Origin of the sequence: Kitasatospora sp. NPDC059673 (assembly GCF_042734215.1) — a bacterium.
Lineage (GTDB): Bacteria > Actinomycetota > Actinomycetes > Streptomycetales > Streptomycetaceae > Kitasatospora.
This window is the reverse complement of sequence record NZ_JBHWEN010000015.1, coordinates 39,714-53,884: the sequence shown is the minus strand read 5'-3', so window position 1 is coordinate 53,884 and position 14,171 is coordinate 39,714. Positions and strand designations below refer to the sequence as shown.

The window sequence follows — 14,171 nt, the reverse complement described above, 5'->3', positions numbered from 1 at the left end:
GGCGTGAACGCGATCGTCCCGGGCTTCGAGCACGACCACCCGCTGTCCTGCGGCGTGCAGCAGCCGGGCGGCGGTGAGGCCGGCGATTCCCGCGCCGACGACGATCGTGTCCAACATCTGTACCGTTCCAGGGAGTTCGGGGAGGGCGGGGGTTGAGGGTGGGGGTCAGCCCGCGTGGCCGAGTTGGGTGAGGGCCAGGTCCAGGGCGTCGGCGAAGAAGTCCGCGGCGGCGGTGTCCAGGCACAACGGAGGCTTGATCTTCAGGATGTTGAGGTGGTCGCCGGTGGGTTGGACGACGACGCCGAGGTCGAGCATGCGCTCGCAGAGCTCGGCGGTCTCCTCGGTGGCGGGCTCCAAGGTGCCACGGTCGCGGACCAGTTCGAGACCGAGGTAGAGGCCCGAGCCGTGCACCGCGCCGACGATCCCGTGACGGTCGGCCAGCGCCTGGAGCCGGCGCTTCAGGTGGCCTCCGACGCGGACGGCGTTGCCCTGGAGGCCCTCGTCGCGCAGCGCGTCCAGGACGGTCAGTCCGACGACGCTGGAGACCGGGCTGCCACCGGTGGAGGAGAAGAAGTAGCCCTGCTCGCGGTACCGTTCGGCGATCGCCCGGCTGGTGACGACCGCGCCGAGCGGGTGCCCGTTGCCCATCGCCTTGGCGACGCAGACGATGTCGGGAACGACCTGCTGCTGCTCGAACCCCCAGAACCAGTGCCCGAGCCGGCCGTACCCGGCCTGCACCTCGTCGGCGACGGCCAGGCCGCCGTGCCGGCGGACCGCCGCGTACACCTCGGCGAGGTAGCCGTCCGGCAGCGCCACTCCCCCGGCGTTGCCGTAGAAGGTCTCGCTGACGAACGCCCCGGCCGGGCGCCCGGCAGCAGCCAGGCCGTCGATCACCGCCGCCGCCCCGGGGGCGTAGCGGGCCGCGTCGGCCCCTCGGTGACGGCCCCGGTAGGGGTTCGGCGAGTCCACCGTGTGGACCCAACTCGGCCGGGTGGCAAGGGCGTTCGGGTTGTCCTGGAGGGAGGTGGACACCGCGTCGGAGGCGTACGTCCAGCCGTGGTAGGCCTCGCGGAGAGCGACCACATCCGGCTGCCCGGTGGCGCCGATGGCCAGTCGCAGGCCCCAGATCGACCGCTTCGGAGCCGGAGTTGACCAGGAACACCGTGTCCAGCGGCGCGGGCAGCAGAGCGGCGAGACGCTCGGTGAACTCCACCACCGAGGCGTAGTGGAACCGCGAGTTGGTGTTCAGCCGCCGCAACTGCCGGGCCACCGCCTGCTCGACCCGGGGGTGCGCATGGCCCAGCGGGGTGACGTTGTTGACGATGTCGAGGTACGAGCGGCCGTCGGTGGACAGCAGGTGGTGGCGCCAGCCGCGTTCGATCCGGGGCGGCGCGGCGTAGTAGTGCTCCTGCACCGTCGCGAACACCTCGCCGCGCCGCTCCAACAGGTCGCTCCGCTCGGCTGTCGGCTCGGGGGCCAGGCCCAGCAGCGGGGCGGGGTCGGCGGTGAGCGGCAACCAGCCCGCAGCGTACTCGGGGCGCACCAGCGGCGGAACGGCCGGTCCTTCCGCCTCGGACAGCGCGAGGTGGACGGCGGCGCGGGCCGGCAGCTGGACGAGCTCCTCACCCGCGCCGACCTCCGCACCCGCGGTCACCAGCGGATGGACGCCTGCGGCGAAGGACAGCGCCAACACCCGCTGCCCGTAGGCGAGTTCGAGCCTGCCCGGCCCGGCTTCCAGCACCCGACCGGCCTCGGGCGCCTGCGCGACGGCGGTCCGGCCGAGCCACAGGTCCACGCCGGTGGACACGGTGGCCGGGGAGGCGGCGGACAGCGCGGGCGTCCGGGAGAGCCGTGCGCCGCCCCACGGAGTGCGGACGGCCGCCGCACCCCGGGTCAGCGCGGCGGCTGCCGCCCGGTCCCCGGCCCCGGCTTCGAGCCAGGCGCCGCCGTCCATCGCGTCGGCGTCGGTGGACAGGTCGAGGACGGTGAAGTCGTCGATTCCGCCCAGCAGTTGGTGCGTCGGCGGGGCCACCGGGACCGGCCGGTGGGCGAAGCCCGTCGCGTCCTGCACCAGGTTGGTCATCACGGCCGGCGGCAGGCTGGTGGCCTGCTCGAACATCCGCCACTCCCGGTCGAGCGCGGCCGTGGCGTAGGCGTTGTCCGCGTCAACGGCCGCCTGCTGCCGCCCACTCACCACCAGAACGGCCGTGCGCAGCACCACCAGCGGCCACAGCGCCCCGGCCTCGGCGGCGGACAGCGGCCGGACCGCGTGGAAGGCCCGGACGGCGGGCAGCACCTGGTGGGGTTCGACGCCGTCGTGGTGGAGCATCGAGGAGAGCTGGACGGCGAGTTCGCCGACCGCCCAACTCGTGGTCAGGTCACCGAAGTCGATGATCCCGTCGGGCATCGGCAGGCGGCTGTCGGGGCGGCGGATCAGGTTGTCGTCGGTGAGGTCCAGGTGCACGGCCTGCACCGGCAGTTCGGCGGCCACCGCCTCGACGCGCGACCACGCCTCGGCAGTCGCCGCCAGCACGGCGGCCCGCCGCTCCGGCTCCGCGATGTGCCCGGCGAGCCGGTCCACCACCCGGTCGGCATGCCGCAGGTCCCACTGCAGAACGCGGTCGAGGCCGGGGTGCCGGAAGTCCCGCAGCGTGGTGCTGACGTTCCCGGCGATCGCACCCATCGCCGCGACGGTCGCCGCCGACAGGTGCCGCGGGCCGGACATCGCCCCGCCCGGCAGATGCCGCAGCACCCGGGCCGTGACCGTCCCGCCCGCGGCGTCCACCACGGCGCGGCGCGGGGCGCCGTCGGGGTGGCGCAGCACGGTGGCCACGCGCAGCTCGGGGTGCGCCTCGGCTATCAGGTCGGCGGCGGCGTCCTGGGCCTCGACCTCGACGGTGCCGAAGGCCGGGTTGGCGATCTTCAGAACGCCGAGGACGGCTCCGTGCGGGTCGCGCGGGTCATGCGGGTTGCGCGGGTCGCGCGGGTCGCGCGGGTCGCGCGGGTCGCGCGGGTCGCGCGGGTCGCGCGGGTCGCGCGGGTCGCGCGGGTCGCGCGGGTCGCGCGGGTCGCGCAGAAGGAAGTTGGCGTCCTGCTGGCTGCCCAGTGGCTCGGCACACCCGGCTGTGCCGAGCTGCGTGGCGGCGAGAAGTTCGGCCTCGGCCGGGGTGATGCGCGCGGTACGGGAAGTGCGGGCCGGGACGATCGAATCGAGCGTTTCGGCACACGGATCGAGCGTGGAGGCGGTACGGCACGGTCTCACATCCGGGATCTCAGTACGTCGACCTCGCAGCCCGGCGCGAAGGGGTCGAAGCCGTGCTCGATCAGCCAGCGGACCACCAGCAGGCTCCGCAACGACCACCACGCGTGGATCACTTCGCGATTGACGTCGGTGCCGTAGCCGGCGAGGACGTCGTCGAGGTGTTCCTCGTGTCCGAGCGTGAAGGTCGCGAGGTCGTACAGGGCATCGCCCCGGCCCGCCTCGGACCAGTCGATGATGCCCGTGACCTCCTCGCCCTCGACGAAGACGTGCGCGATCTGCAGGTCGCCGTGCGTGAACGCCGGAGTCCACGGCCGGAGCGCGGCCTCGGCGACCCGGCGGTTGCGGGTGACCAGGTCGGCGGGCAGAACGCCGTTCGTCACAAGCGACTCGCACTCGGCGTCGAGTTCCGCCGCCAGCGCGACGACGCTCCGCCCGGCCCGCCCCGGTCTCGGCGGCAGCGGCGCGTCGTGCAGCGTCCGGATGGCGGCACCCGCCGCGGCCCACGCCGCCCGCGACCCGGTGGACGGCCCGCCGAGACGCCCGAGCGTCCTCCCCGGAAGAGCAGCCAGCGCGAGCACGGGCGGCCTGCGCCACAGGATCTCCGGGGTCGGGACGGGCGCGAGAGACATCGCCTCGACCTCGGCGTCGATGCGCGCCTGATCGGCGTCCACCTTCAGGAACACCTCACCGACGCGCAGAGTCGCCCGCTCGGAATGGGCGACGACGACTTCGACCTCATCCATGGGCGCCCAGTATCCCGGCGACGACCGCCGGCGTCGCCGGGTTTGTCAGGTGCGATGCCTCGGCCTCCCGCCAGTGCGGCGCCAAAGGGCCTTTGCCTGGGAGGACGGACGTTCACCTGAGCGGCGTGCACTTCTGTCGTTCTCCCGGGCGTCAGCGAGTGTGGTGTGACGATGAATCGCACCGGGTGACCTGGGGTTCCTCCCCGCATGTCCGCGGCTGTCGTGATCGTTGCGGCAGGTCGCAGATGAGAACGGCTGACGCCTTCCTGCGGCACGTGCGGCCCTTGCCGAGAAAGGACGCCAGGGCGGACTCTTGAGGACCGGAAGGGGCTTCCCGCTGGACGGCACCGAGGCGGACCTGCGCGAGAATGAGCCCGACATGGACCAGATCCGTGCCGACGTCACCGCCGTGACCGGCATCGCGGCGCTCACCGACTTTGCCAATACGGTGCCGTATCACTGCTGTTCACGTTGCCGCGGGGGGTCGCACGGGCGCACGGAGGGGATCAGTATGGCGACGATCACGGTGGACGTGGCAGTTCCTGACGCGCTGCGGCCGGTCGTGGATGTGGCGGCGCTGCCGGCGGCCCTCGGTGACGCGGGGTCGGCGTGGCTGGTGCTGTCCGAGGATGGACGGCTGGCGCGGTGGACGCCGGCGACCGGCGAGGTGCAGGACGTGGCCCGGTGTCGGGAGGAGAGGCCGGCGTCCGCATACGGTGGCGGCGTTCGACTGCGGCTTCATGTGTCTCGATGTGGCCGTTGGGCGGCGGTGGTTCAGGACCGCGGCCGGTACGGCACCGTCGTCGATCTCACCACCGGTGCGCCGGCGTTGGCGTTGGACGGCGGGGATTACGGCTGTGAAACCGTCCCGTTCGCGTTGGCGTTCGCCGAACACGGTGGCCGGTCGGTTGTCGTCCATCGCACTGACTGGAACCGGTTGGATGTCACCGATCTCGCGTCCGGCGAGGTGCTTACGGCACGGGACAGCCCGGACAGGGATGAGGAAGATGCGGAGTACGACCACGATTACTTCCACGGCGCGCTGTCGCTGAGTCCTGACGGGACTCGTGTCTACGACGGCGGCTGGGTGTGGCAGCCCTGGGGGATGCCGGCGGTGTGGAGCCTGACCGCCTGGCTGCACGACAACCCGTATGAGTGCGAGGACGGGCCCAGCTACGCGGTGTATCCCGAGGTCTCGGAGTGGAACTGGCCGATGGTGTGGATCAACAACGGGCGGATCGCGGTGTATGACCGGGACGACGCCGGCCGCGGTACCGTCCACGTCCTCGACCCCACCTCGATCGAACCGCGCTCGCCGGACGTCCGATGGATCAAGGCGGCCGCGACGTTCCCCTGGCCGGTCGGCGATTTCGGCTTCTTCACCGACGGAGAGCACCTGCTGATCGCCGACGAGACCGGCCTGCAGGCCGTCGACATCACCAGCGGACAGCAGGTGTTCACGATCGACGGATTCCGCCCGACGCGTCAGGATCGACACACCGGAACGCTGATCCAGGTCGGCAGCGCCAAGGCCCGGTTGTGGACGCCACCGGAGTGGACTCCGCGCGCCGGCTGAACTGCCTTTCCCCGCAGGGCGCCGAGCGGAAGAACATCCGCGAGTCCACACTGGAAGGGCTCGACACCACCTCTCGCAAGGGCAATCACGGCGGCCGACCGCCGGTCATCACCGACGACATGCTGCACACTGTGCTGCGGCGCCGCGCGAACGGCGAGTCCGTCGAGCAGGTCCAGCCCGCCCTGATCATCCCCACCGGCAAGCGCAAGCGGCGCAACCCCTCGGTGGCCAGCATCCACCGGGCACTGGCCGAGCACGCCGAACGCGAGGCGCACCCCGAAGCTGCCGAGAAGGCCCCCGCCGACTTCGCCGCCCGCCAAGCCGTGGCGAAGTCCCCGGCCCCGCCTGCTACTTGTCACTTCCCCGAAACCCGTGCCGGGCCGGACCATCCTGCGGCCCGATCGCAGTTGCTCGACCGGCCGGACCCACCGCAAGGGCCGTCTCCGAGGGTGCGAACCCGGGGAGACGGCCCTGCTGGTCAGGCAGCAGAGGCCGGGCGAGAGCCACGAGACCGGCGAACGCCTCACGGCCGGGACCGGCTGTGCCGAACTCCGCCCCTGCCGCCTCCGGTACCGCCCCCTCCGGTACTGCCCCCTCGGGCACTGCCGGACGGTCAACCCTCCACCGGCACCGTGCGCCCGCTGCCGAACACCCGCCAGGACGGGGCCGCGACCAGTGCGGCCAGCACGGGCGCGGCTGCGAGCAGCAGGCAGACGGACAGCGGGAGCCGCTCGGTGAGCAGGCCGACCAGTGCGGTGGACGCCGAACCGCCCGCGTTGAATGCGGTGTTGACCCAGGCGCCGGCCCGGGTGCGCTGCTCGGGCGGGGCGATCTCGTCGGTGAGCAGGTAGGCGGTGGTGAGGGTGGGGGCGACGGCCAGTCCGGCGATCGCGGCAATGACCGCCAGGACGGGGACGGAGGGGGCGAGCGCGGCGAGGGCGAGCGCGGTGCCGAGGACGGCGGTCAGGATGGTCAGTCGGTTCCCGGACGTCGCACGCCAGTTGACGGCGCCCAGGGCGAGACCGCCGACCGCGCTTCCCGCAGCGAGCGCGGCCTCCACCCACGCGACGTCCGCGTCCCGCCCGTGCCGGCCGGCGAAGACCACGGCCAGCAGGCCGAACGCCCCGAGCCCCGCCCCGGCCCCGGCGGCGGCCGCCAGCGGCTGGCGGGCCCGGGACAGCAGGCCACGGGTGTGCGAACTCCCCTCCACAGCCGTCGAGTTGGCATCACCGGCGGCCGCCGTCTCACGCGGGACGGACACCGCCAGCGCGAGCGTCCCGCCGAGGACGAGCGCCGCGCTGAGCAGCACGCCGACGGCCGGGCGTGCTGCCGTCGCGAGCACACCGGCCAGCAACGGGCCGGTGACGTACAGGAGTTCCTCCGCGACGGTGTCCAAACTGTAGGCCCGGCGCCGCAGTTCGGGGTCGGTCACCAACCGGCTCCACTGCGCGCGGGTGACCGGCCCGAGCGGCGGCGCGAACACGCCCGCCGCCGCGGCCAGTACCAGCAGGACGGGGTACGGGGTGCCGGACTGCCACGTCGCGGCGGCCAGTCCGAGCAGGGTGAGCGCGTACCCGGCGGCCATCGGCGGCAGCACACGACGCGGCCCGTACCGGTCGACCATTCCCGCCCGGGCCGGGAACAGCAGGACGCTGACGGTGGAGAACACCGCCATCACCCAACCGGCCCGCGCGTACGAGCCGGTGGTGGCGGCGACGGCGAGCAGCAGGGACAGCGAAACGGTGCCGTAGGAGAGCCGGCCGATCAGGGCCGCGCCGAACAGCCGGGCCGCGCCGGGGGTGCGCAAAACAGCCCCATAGGACGAAGACATCGTGAAGTTCCTCGAAAGAGCCTGGCGCACCGCAGAAGCACGCCGGTGAACAGGGACGCCGAAGGCACCGCGCCACCGATCGTGGTGGGCGGTCGCCGCGCGGGGTCCTAGTCACGGATGAGGAACATGGCGGTCATGCTAGCCCACAGGCCCCGGCCGCCGTCCACGAATTACCTCACGCTCAGGCAGTCCACGGGGGCGGGAGCACCCGGCCCGCCCCCGAAGTCCGAGGAACCACCCAGCGGCGGCGAGCGCCGTGTCACCGGCGCCCCGCCGCCGCATGGGTCGCCGCAGCCGCTACCCCGCGCTCGCCGCGTAGATGCGCTCGGCGAACTCGGCGAGTTGGTTCTCCGGAAGGTGCCTGGCCAGGTCCGCCTCGCTGATCATGCCGACCATCCGCTTGTTGTCGATCACGGGGAGCCGGCGGATGCGGTGGCTCTCCATCTCGCGCAGGACCTCGTCGATTCCCGCGTCCGCGTCGATCCAGCGCGGGGTGCCCTCGATGATCTCGGACGCCTTGCAGTCGGCCGGGTTGAGGCCCTGCGAGACGCATTTCACCACGATGTCACGGTCGGTGATGATCCCGCACAGCCGTTCGCTGTTCGTCTCGTCGCCCACGGGCAGCGCACCCACGTTCAGCTGGCGCATCAGCTGGGCGGCGTGCAGGAGATTGTCGCTCTTGGTGATCCAGTGAGCACCCGGATGCATGATGTCCTTGGCCTTGGTCATGCCGTCCTCCTGGTTACAGCCGGTTATTCGGTGCACGTCCGCGGAAGTCGCGGCCCGCGCTACGGCGTTGTGCCCCTCGTCCAGGGTGGCCCCGCGGCGAGGTCCCCGCGAATCGAACCGGCCCCGGTGCGACACCCACCCGGCCGACCGGGGTCTCAACTACCGGTCTGCGCCAGCACTCTGGCCGCGTGCACCTTCCCGGCGTGCTCAACGAGGTTGATCAGCACCGTCTTTCCGGATCCCCGCTCGCGCGCGTCGCACAGCACCACCGGGGTGCCGGAATCGAGATCGAGCGCCCGCGCGACCTCCTCGGGGTGGAAGGCGCGGGTGCCGTCGAAGTGGTTGACGGCGACCACGAACGGGATGCCCCGGTGCTCGAAGAAGTCGACGGCGGGGAAGCAGTCGGTGAGGCGGCGGGTGTCGGCGAGGACCACGGCGCCGAGCGCACCCTGGGCGAGTTCGTCCCAGAGGAACCAGAAGCGGTCCTGGCCGGGGGTGCCGAAGAGGTAGACGGACAGGCCCTCGCGGATGGTGATCCGGCCGAAGTCCATGGCGACGGTGGTGGTGGTCTTGCCCTCGACGCCGCCGAGGTCGTCGATGTGGGTGCCGGCGGCGGTCAGCTGTTCTTCGGTGCGCAGCGGTTTGATCTCGCTGACGGCGCCGACCAGGGTGGTCTTGCCCACACCGAAACCGCCCGCGACCAGGATCTTCAGGGCGAGGTCGGTGTCAGAGCGCGCGAAGTCCATGGATGACCTCCTGAAGGATGTGCTCGTGCGGGAGCAGGGCCGGGGGGACGGGGCGGCTGACCCGGATGTGTTCGGCGTCGAGGAGGTCGCCGAGCAGGACCCTGACCACGCCGAGCGGCAGGTCGAGGTCGGCGGCGATCTCGGCGACGGACAGCGCGTTGCCCCGGCACAGGTGGAGGATGGCGGTCTGTTCGGGTCCGATCGGCAAGGCGGCCGGGTCGGGGACGTCGGTGACGACCAGGGCGATCAGGTCGAAGGGCTGGCCGGGGCGGGTGCGGCCTTTGGTGAGCGCGTAGGGGCGGACCATCGGACCGGCGGCCTCGTCGTACCACTGGACGGGGCGGTCGGGCGGCGGCGGGTAGCCGAACCGGGAGCCGGGCAGGTAGTGGCGCGGGGGGTAGGCCAACTCGGTTCACCCTTCCCGGAGTTCACGTGGGGCGGCGTGCAGGTGTTCGCCGACCCGGCGCACCAGGCGGGCCATCTCGTAGGCGACCAGGCCGAGATCGGCGTCCGGGCCGGCGAAGACGGCGAGGCAGGAGGACTGGCCGGCGGCGGCGACGAGCAGGTAGCCGCGTTCCAACTCGACCATGGTCTGCCGGACTTGACCGGCGTCGAAGTGTCGGCCGGCGCCCTTGGCGAGGCTGTGGAAGCCGGAGGCGACGGCGGCGAGGTGCTCGGTGTCCTCGCGGGCCAGGCCGGTGGAGTTGCCCATCGACAGGCCGTCGGCGGAGAGCATCACGGCGAACTTGACCTGGGCGGTTCGGGTGACCAACTCGTCGAGCAGCCAGTTGAGTTCGCCGGTGTGGTGGGCGGTGCCGATCATCGGGAACGGTCTCCTCGCTCAAAGGGACGGGGGTCGGGGGCGCTGCCGCGGGCCCAGCCGCGCTGGAACGCGGCCATCGCGGTGCGGGCCTGCTCGGGGTCACGTTCGGCGGGCGCGGCGGGGCGCAGCCCGGGCCGGGCCGCTTCGGGGGCCTCGCGCAGTTGGGGTGCGAGGCTGGCCTGCCGTACCCGGCGCGGGAGTTGGTCGTCCCCGTCGGCGGACAGCGCCGGCGACGGCGCGGACGGCAGCTGTGGCGCGGGCGGCAACGACGGCGCGGGCGGCAACGACGGCGCGGGCGTGGGCGGTTCGGCGAGCGCGGTGGCGGCGGCCCGCCCGGGCACGGGCACGGGCACCGACGGCGGGATCAACGGCCGTGCGGGATACGCCACTTCGGCGAATCCGTCGGGCGCGAGGTGGTCCGCTTCGGCGGCGCGCAGGTCGAGCAGCTCGGTCGGCAGCAGCACAACGGCGGTGGTGCCGCCGTACGCGGACGGCCGGAGCGCGACCTTGACGCCGTGCCGCTTGGCGAGCCGGCTGACCACGAACAGGCCGAGCCGGTCGCTGTCGAACAGGTCGACCTGGTCGCTGGCGGCGATCCGCCGGTTGGCGTCGGCGAGGGCTTCGGGGCCCATGCCGAGGCCGCGGTCCTCGATCTCCACCACGTAGCCGGTGCCGACCTGTTCGCCGCGGATGTGGATTTTGGTGTGCGGGGGCGAGAATCCGGTGGCGTTCTCGACGAGTTCGGCGAGCAGGTGGGTGAGGTCGGCGACGGCGGGGCCGGTGACGGCGGCGTGCGGGAGGCGGTGGACGTCGATCCGGGCGTACTCCTCGACTTCGGCGACGGCGGCGCGGACCACGTCGGTGAGCGGGACGGGTTTGCGCCAGGCGCGGCCGGGGGTGGCGCCGGAGAGGATGATCAGGCCTTCGGCGTGGCGGCGCATCCGGGTGGTGAGGTGGTCGAGCCGGAACAGGTCGTCGAGTTCGGCGGGGTCCTCGGTGCGGCGCTCCATGGCGTCCAGCAGGGTGAGTTGGCGGTGCACCAGGACCTGGCTGCGGCGGGCGAGGTTCACGAAGACGCCGGAGACGCCGGAGAGCACTTCGGCGCGTTCGACGGCGGCGGTGACGGCGGCCCGCTGGACGGTGTCGAGGGCCTGGTGGACCTGGCCGATCTCGTCGCCGCCGTGTTCCCGCAGCGGCGCCTCGGTGTCCACGTCGACCTCGTCGCCGGACCTCAGCCTCCGCATGGTGGCGGGGAGTTTGCGTCCGGCGAGTTCGAGGGCGGAGTTGCGCAGGGCGTGCAGTTCGGCGACCAGGCCGCGGCCGATCTGGACGGAGATCAGCAGTGAGGCGAGGACGGCGAGCAGGCCGAGCAGCACGGTGGCGCCGGAGGTGGTGAACAGGCCGAGGGCGTAGGGGTCGGAGCGTCCGGCGGCGGTCTCCCCGGCCTGCTGTTCGACGGCGGCGAGTTCGTGCGCGGTGGTGGCGGCGACGGTGCTCCAGCGCTCGGCGGGGACGGCGGCGAGCGCGGCGCGCGGATCGCCGGCGGCGGTGACGGCTTCCTCGTAGCGGCGCAGTTCCTGGTAGTCGGTGCCGTTGGTGACGGTGGCCAGGGCGGCCCGGTCGGCGGGGCGCAGGTCGGGCGCGGCGGCCTGCTCGAACTGGGCGCGGGCGTAGGCGGCCTGCAGCACCGTGCGGTACTGGGTGTCCTCGAGTCGCCCGGCCCGGGTGGCGGCGCGCAACAGGGCGTCCTCGCGGGCGAGTTGTTCGCGGGAGCGGGCGAATTCGAGCAGCGCGCGGGCGTCGGCGGCGACCCGGTGGTCCTGCAGGGCGGTGAGCGAGCCGGCCACCGCGAGGGCGTTGTCCACGGCGGTGGTGTAGGTGCTGTACGTGTCGTCCCAGCGGGCGCCGTGGCCGAGGATTTGCCGGCGCAGCGCGGGGAGGGCGGCGACGGCGCGGGCCAGGGTGTCGAGGCGGTCGGCGGTTTCGCTGCCGAGCCCTTCGGCGTCGGCGCGGTTGTAGCCGGGGGCGAGGGTGAGCGGGGCGGCGGCGTTGTCGGTGTTCTGGGCGGCGGCCCGCAGTTCGCTGTCACGGACGGCGTCGGGGCCCGGGGTGGCAAGGAGTTGGCCGGCGGCGGCGCGTTCGGCCTGCAGGGCGGTGACGGTGCGGTCGAGGGGGGCGCGCAGGGTGGTCTCGATGTTCTTGATCCGCAGCAGGTCCCAGACGTCGCCCGCGGTGCTGACGGTGGCGAACGACCACAGGGCCATCAGCGCGACCACGGGGAGCATCAGGACGGCGACGATCCTGGCCCGGACGGTGCGCGGGCGCAGGCCGGGGCGAGTGAACGGGGCGGCGGGCAGCGGCGTTTCGTCGGCGGGCGGTCCGGCGTGGGCGCCGCGCCGGGGCGCACCGGAACGGTTGCGGGCGGGCCGGCGGGGGGCGCCGGGGGCGGGTGGTCCGCTGCGGGAGGTGCCTCGGGGTGGGCGCATGGATGGGGCGGCCTTTCGGGGTCCGGGGACGTCGCGTTGGGCTGAGGGGTGGCGCTGGCGGCCGATCAGGCGGCGCGGCCGAGTTCGTCGGCGCCGAGTTCCTCGACGGCGAGTTCGCCGGCCTCGCGGTAGGCGGCGCGTTCCTGGGCGGTCGGGGAGAGTGCGACGAAGGCAGCGGTGAGGAACAGGAACGAGCCGAGTCCGACGGCCAGCGGGAAGACGAACTGCATCGGGGTGGCGCCGCCGAGGCCGGTGCGCGCGGGTTCCATGTGGACGTGCACGGCGGCCATGCCGGTGTAGTGCATGCAGCTGACGGCGATGCCCATGACCATCGAGGCAGCGGCGGCGGCGTACATGTTGCGGATGGTGACGGCGGCCCAGAGCGCGGCGGTGGCGGCGGCGACGGCGATCAGCACGGAGAGCGCCACGGTGCCGAACTGGTAGCGCAGTTCGCCGTGGATGCGGACGGCGGCCATGCCGAGGTAGTGCATGGCGGCGACGCCGAGGCCGGTGGTGAGGCCGCCGAGCAGCAGGCTGCGGCCGCGGTGGCGGCCGTGGCCGACGAGGAACACGCCGAGGCCGACCACGGCGATCGCGACCAGCAGGCTGAGCACCGTCAGCGGTACGTCGTAGCGCAGTTCGGTGCCGTCCACGGCGAAGCCGAACATGGCGACGAAGTGCATGGTCCAGATGCCGGAGCCGATCGCGGCAGCGGCGGTGAGCAGCCAGTTGCGGCGGGAGGTGCCGGTGGCGGACAGCGCGCGCAGGGTGCAGCGCAGGCCGAGGGCCGCGCCGACGCAGGCCATCGCGTAGGAGAGGACTGGGGTGAGCCAGCCGACACTGAAGTGGTCCATCGATCCCATGGGTTGCCTCCCGCGAGTGCCCGGCGGCGCTCGCCCGCGCTCTTGTTGGTCCGGGGCTCCTGGGTGCCAGGGCTCTTGTTGATCCGGGGACGCTGGACGCTACCCAGAGTTGATAGATGGTCACCAGAAGATCTGAAAAGCACCACGCGCCGTGGGTGCGATGTGCTCGAATGGGCCCGCGGCCTATGCCCGCAGCACGGTCCGGCGGCGCCGAAACCTTTCCGAGGTGCGGGCTGTCGGCCCGACCCGCTACTCTCCGCGTACTTTCCAGTTGGAACATCAATTCGAGGATCTACGTGTCCAATCCCGTCCCGCCCCCGCCGACCGACGCGTTCGCCGCTCCCGCGTTCGCCGCTCCGGGTGCCGAGACCGCTTCCGCCCCGCTGGCGCAGCTCCACGGCCCGTTCTGCTGCTTCTGTGGCTCGGTCCCGGCCGTGGAGACCACGGTCCGTGGCCACCAGGGCTTCGTGGTGCTCATGCGCTTCCTCAAGCTGCGGGGCCCGTTCTGCCGCGACTGCGGACTGGCGACGGTGCGTCGGATGACCTCGAAGAGCCTGTGGCAGGGCTGGTGGGGCATCGGCTCGCTGCTGATCAACCCGATCACCATGCTGAGCAACCTGGGGGCCTGGTCCGCGGTCCGCCGGCTGCCCGCGCCGCTGCCGGGCGCGCCGCGCACCCCGATGCCGGTGGGCCGTCCGCTGTGGCAGCGGGTGGAGATCCTCGGCCTGCTGCTGCCGGTGCTGCTGGTCTCCGCGCTGGTCTGGAACGGCGGCCACTCCTGGCGCGACACGGGCTCCGGCCCCGCCCCGACCCGGGTGAACGTCAGCCCCTACCCGGCCCCCACCTCCAGCGCCGCCGACCCGGCGAACGTGAAGGTCGGCGACTGCCTGCACCAGGCCGGCAGTTCCACCCGCGCCTTCATCGTCGTGGTCGACTGCCGTGCCGCGAACGCGGACTCCAAGGTGGTCGGCCGATCCACCTCGACCGCTGATGACGCCTGCGACGCCTACCCCGAGAGCGACAACCGGCTCGTCCGGGACAGCGGCGCCCACCCCGTCACCCTCTGCCTGGTGGCGCTGCACAACTCCGTCTGACCCCACCCGGCCTTCGGA

Annotated in this window: 11 protein-coding genes and 2 pseudogenes; 2 read left to right on the top strand and 11 right to left on the bottom strand. The window is 73.0% G+C overall.

Translation table 11 applies throughout. The features are described from left to right. Positions 1-47 precede the first annotated feature (47 nt). The 4 genes and pseudogenes from ACFV18_RS19070 to ACFV18_RS19055 all read right to left on the bottom strand — a co-directional run. Positions 48-117, bottom strand: a pseudogene (locus ACFV18_RS19070) (hypothetical protein); the annotation flags it as partial. A gap of 48 nt (positions 118-165) precedes the next feature. Beyond that, a complete protein-coding gene (locus ACFV18_RS19065) occupies positions 166-1,083 on the bottom strand; it encodes an aminotransferase class III-fold pyridoxal phosphate-dependent enzyme (RefSeq protein WP_380484605.1) in 918 nt (305 codons plus the stop codon). A 103-nt stretch (positions 1,084-1,186) separates the two neighbouring features. Then, positions 1,187-1,954: pseudogene (locus tag ACFV18_RS19060) on the bottom strand (aminotransferase); the annotation flags it as partial. A 1,304-nt stretch (positions 1,955-3,258) separates the two neighbouring features. After that, the gene (locus ACFV18_RS19055; RefSeq protein WP_380484603.1) at positions 3,259-4,005 is read right to left on the bottom strand and encodes a phosphotransferase family protein; all 747 of its coding nucleotides are present in this window, start codon (positions 4,003-4,005) and stop codon (positions 3,259-3,261) included. A 379-nt stretch (positions 4,006-4,384) separates the two neighbouring features. Here ACFV18_RS19055 and ACFV18_RS19050 point away from each other — a divergent pair, with 379 nt between their 5' ends. Beyond that, positions 4,385-5,581, top strand: coding sequence for a hypothetical protein (locus ACFV18_RS19050; protein WP_380484602.1), 1,197 nt, complete (start codon positions 4,385-4,387; stop codon positions 5,579-5,581). A gap of 613 nt (positions 5,582-6,194) precedes the next feature. Here ACFV18_RS19050 and ACFV18_RS19045 read toward each other — a convergent pair. From ACFV18_RS19045 to ACFV18_RS19015, 7 genes are all read right to left on the bottom strand, one after another. Continuing rightward, entirely contained in the window at positions 6,195-7,388 is a 1,194-nt protein-coding gene (locus ACFV18_RS19045) for an MFS transporter (RefSeq protein WP_380484600.1), read from the bottom strand. 321 nt (positions 7,389-7,709) lie between these two features. Next, on the bottom strand, positions 7,710-8,141 hold the full coding sequence (locus ACFV18_RS19040; RefSeq protein ID WP_380484598.1) for a CBS domain-containing protein: 432 nt from the start codon (positions 8,139-8,141) through the stop codon (positions 7,710-7,712). A gap of 155 nt (positions 8,142-8,296) precedes the next feature. Next, on the bottom strand, positions 8,297-8,887 hold the full coding sequence (locus ACFV18_RS19035) for an ATP/GTP-binding protein (RefSeq protein ID WP_380484596.1): 591 nt from the start codon (positions 8,885-8,887) through the stop codon (positions 8,297-8,299). After that, on the bottom strand, positions 8,868-9,194 hold the full coding sequence (locus ACFV18_RS19030) for a DUF742 domain-containing protein (RefSeq protein WP_380484834.1): 327 nt from the start codon (positions 9,192-9,194) through the stop codon (positions 8,868-8,870). Before ACFV18_RS19030 ends, ACFV18_RS19035 begins: the two co-directional genes overlap by 20 nt. A 105-nt stretch (positions 9,195-9,299) precedes the next feature. Further along, positions 9,300-9,710, bottom strand: a complete 411-nt coding sequence (locus tag ACFV18_RS19025) for a roadblock/LC7 domain-containing protein (RefSeq protein WP_380484594.1) — start codon at positions 9,708-9,710, stop codon at positions 9,300-9,302. Beyond that, positions 9,707-12,196 (bottom strand): nitrate- and nitrite sensing domain-containing protein, encoded by a 2,490-nt coding sequence (locus ACFV18_RS19020; RefSeq protein ID WP_380484592.1) that lies wholly within the window; start codon positions 12,194-12,196, stop codon positions 9,707-9,709. The genes ACFV18_RS19025 and ACFV18_RS19020 overlap by 4 nt, the downstream gene beginning before the upstream one ends. A 65-nt stretch (positions 12,197-12,261) precedes the next feature. Continuing rightward, positions 12,262-13,059, bottom strand: a complete 798-nt coding sequence (locus ACFV18_RS19015; RefSeq protein ID WP_380484591.1) for an MHYT domain-containing protein — start codon at positions 13,057-13,059, stop codon at positions 12,262-12,264. Positions 13,060-13,355: 296 nt separating this feature from the next. Between ACFV18_RS19015 and ACFV18_RS19010 the strand changes: the two genes are divergently transcribed. Next, complete coding sequence (locus ACFV18_RS19010) at positions 13,356-14,153, top strand: hypothetical protein (RefSeq protein ID WP_380484589.1); 798 nt, start codon at positions 13,356-13,358, stop codon at positions 14,151-14,153. Positions 14,154-14,171 lie beyond the last annotated feature (18 nt).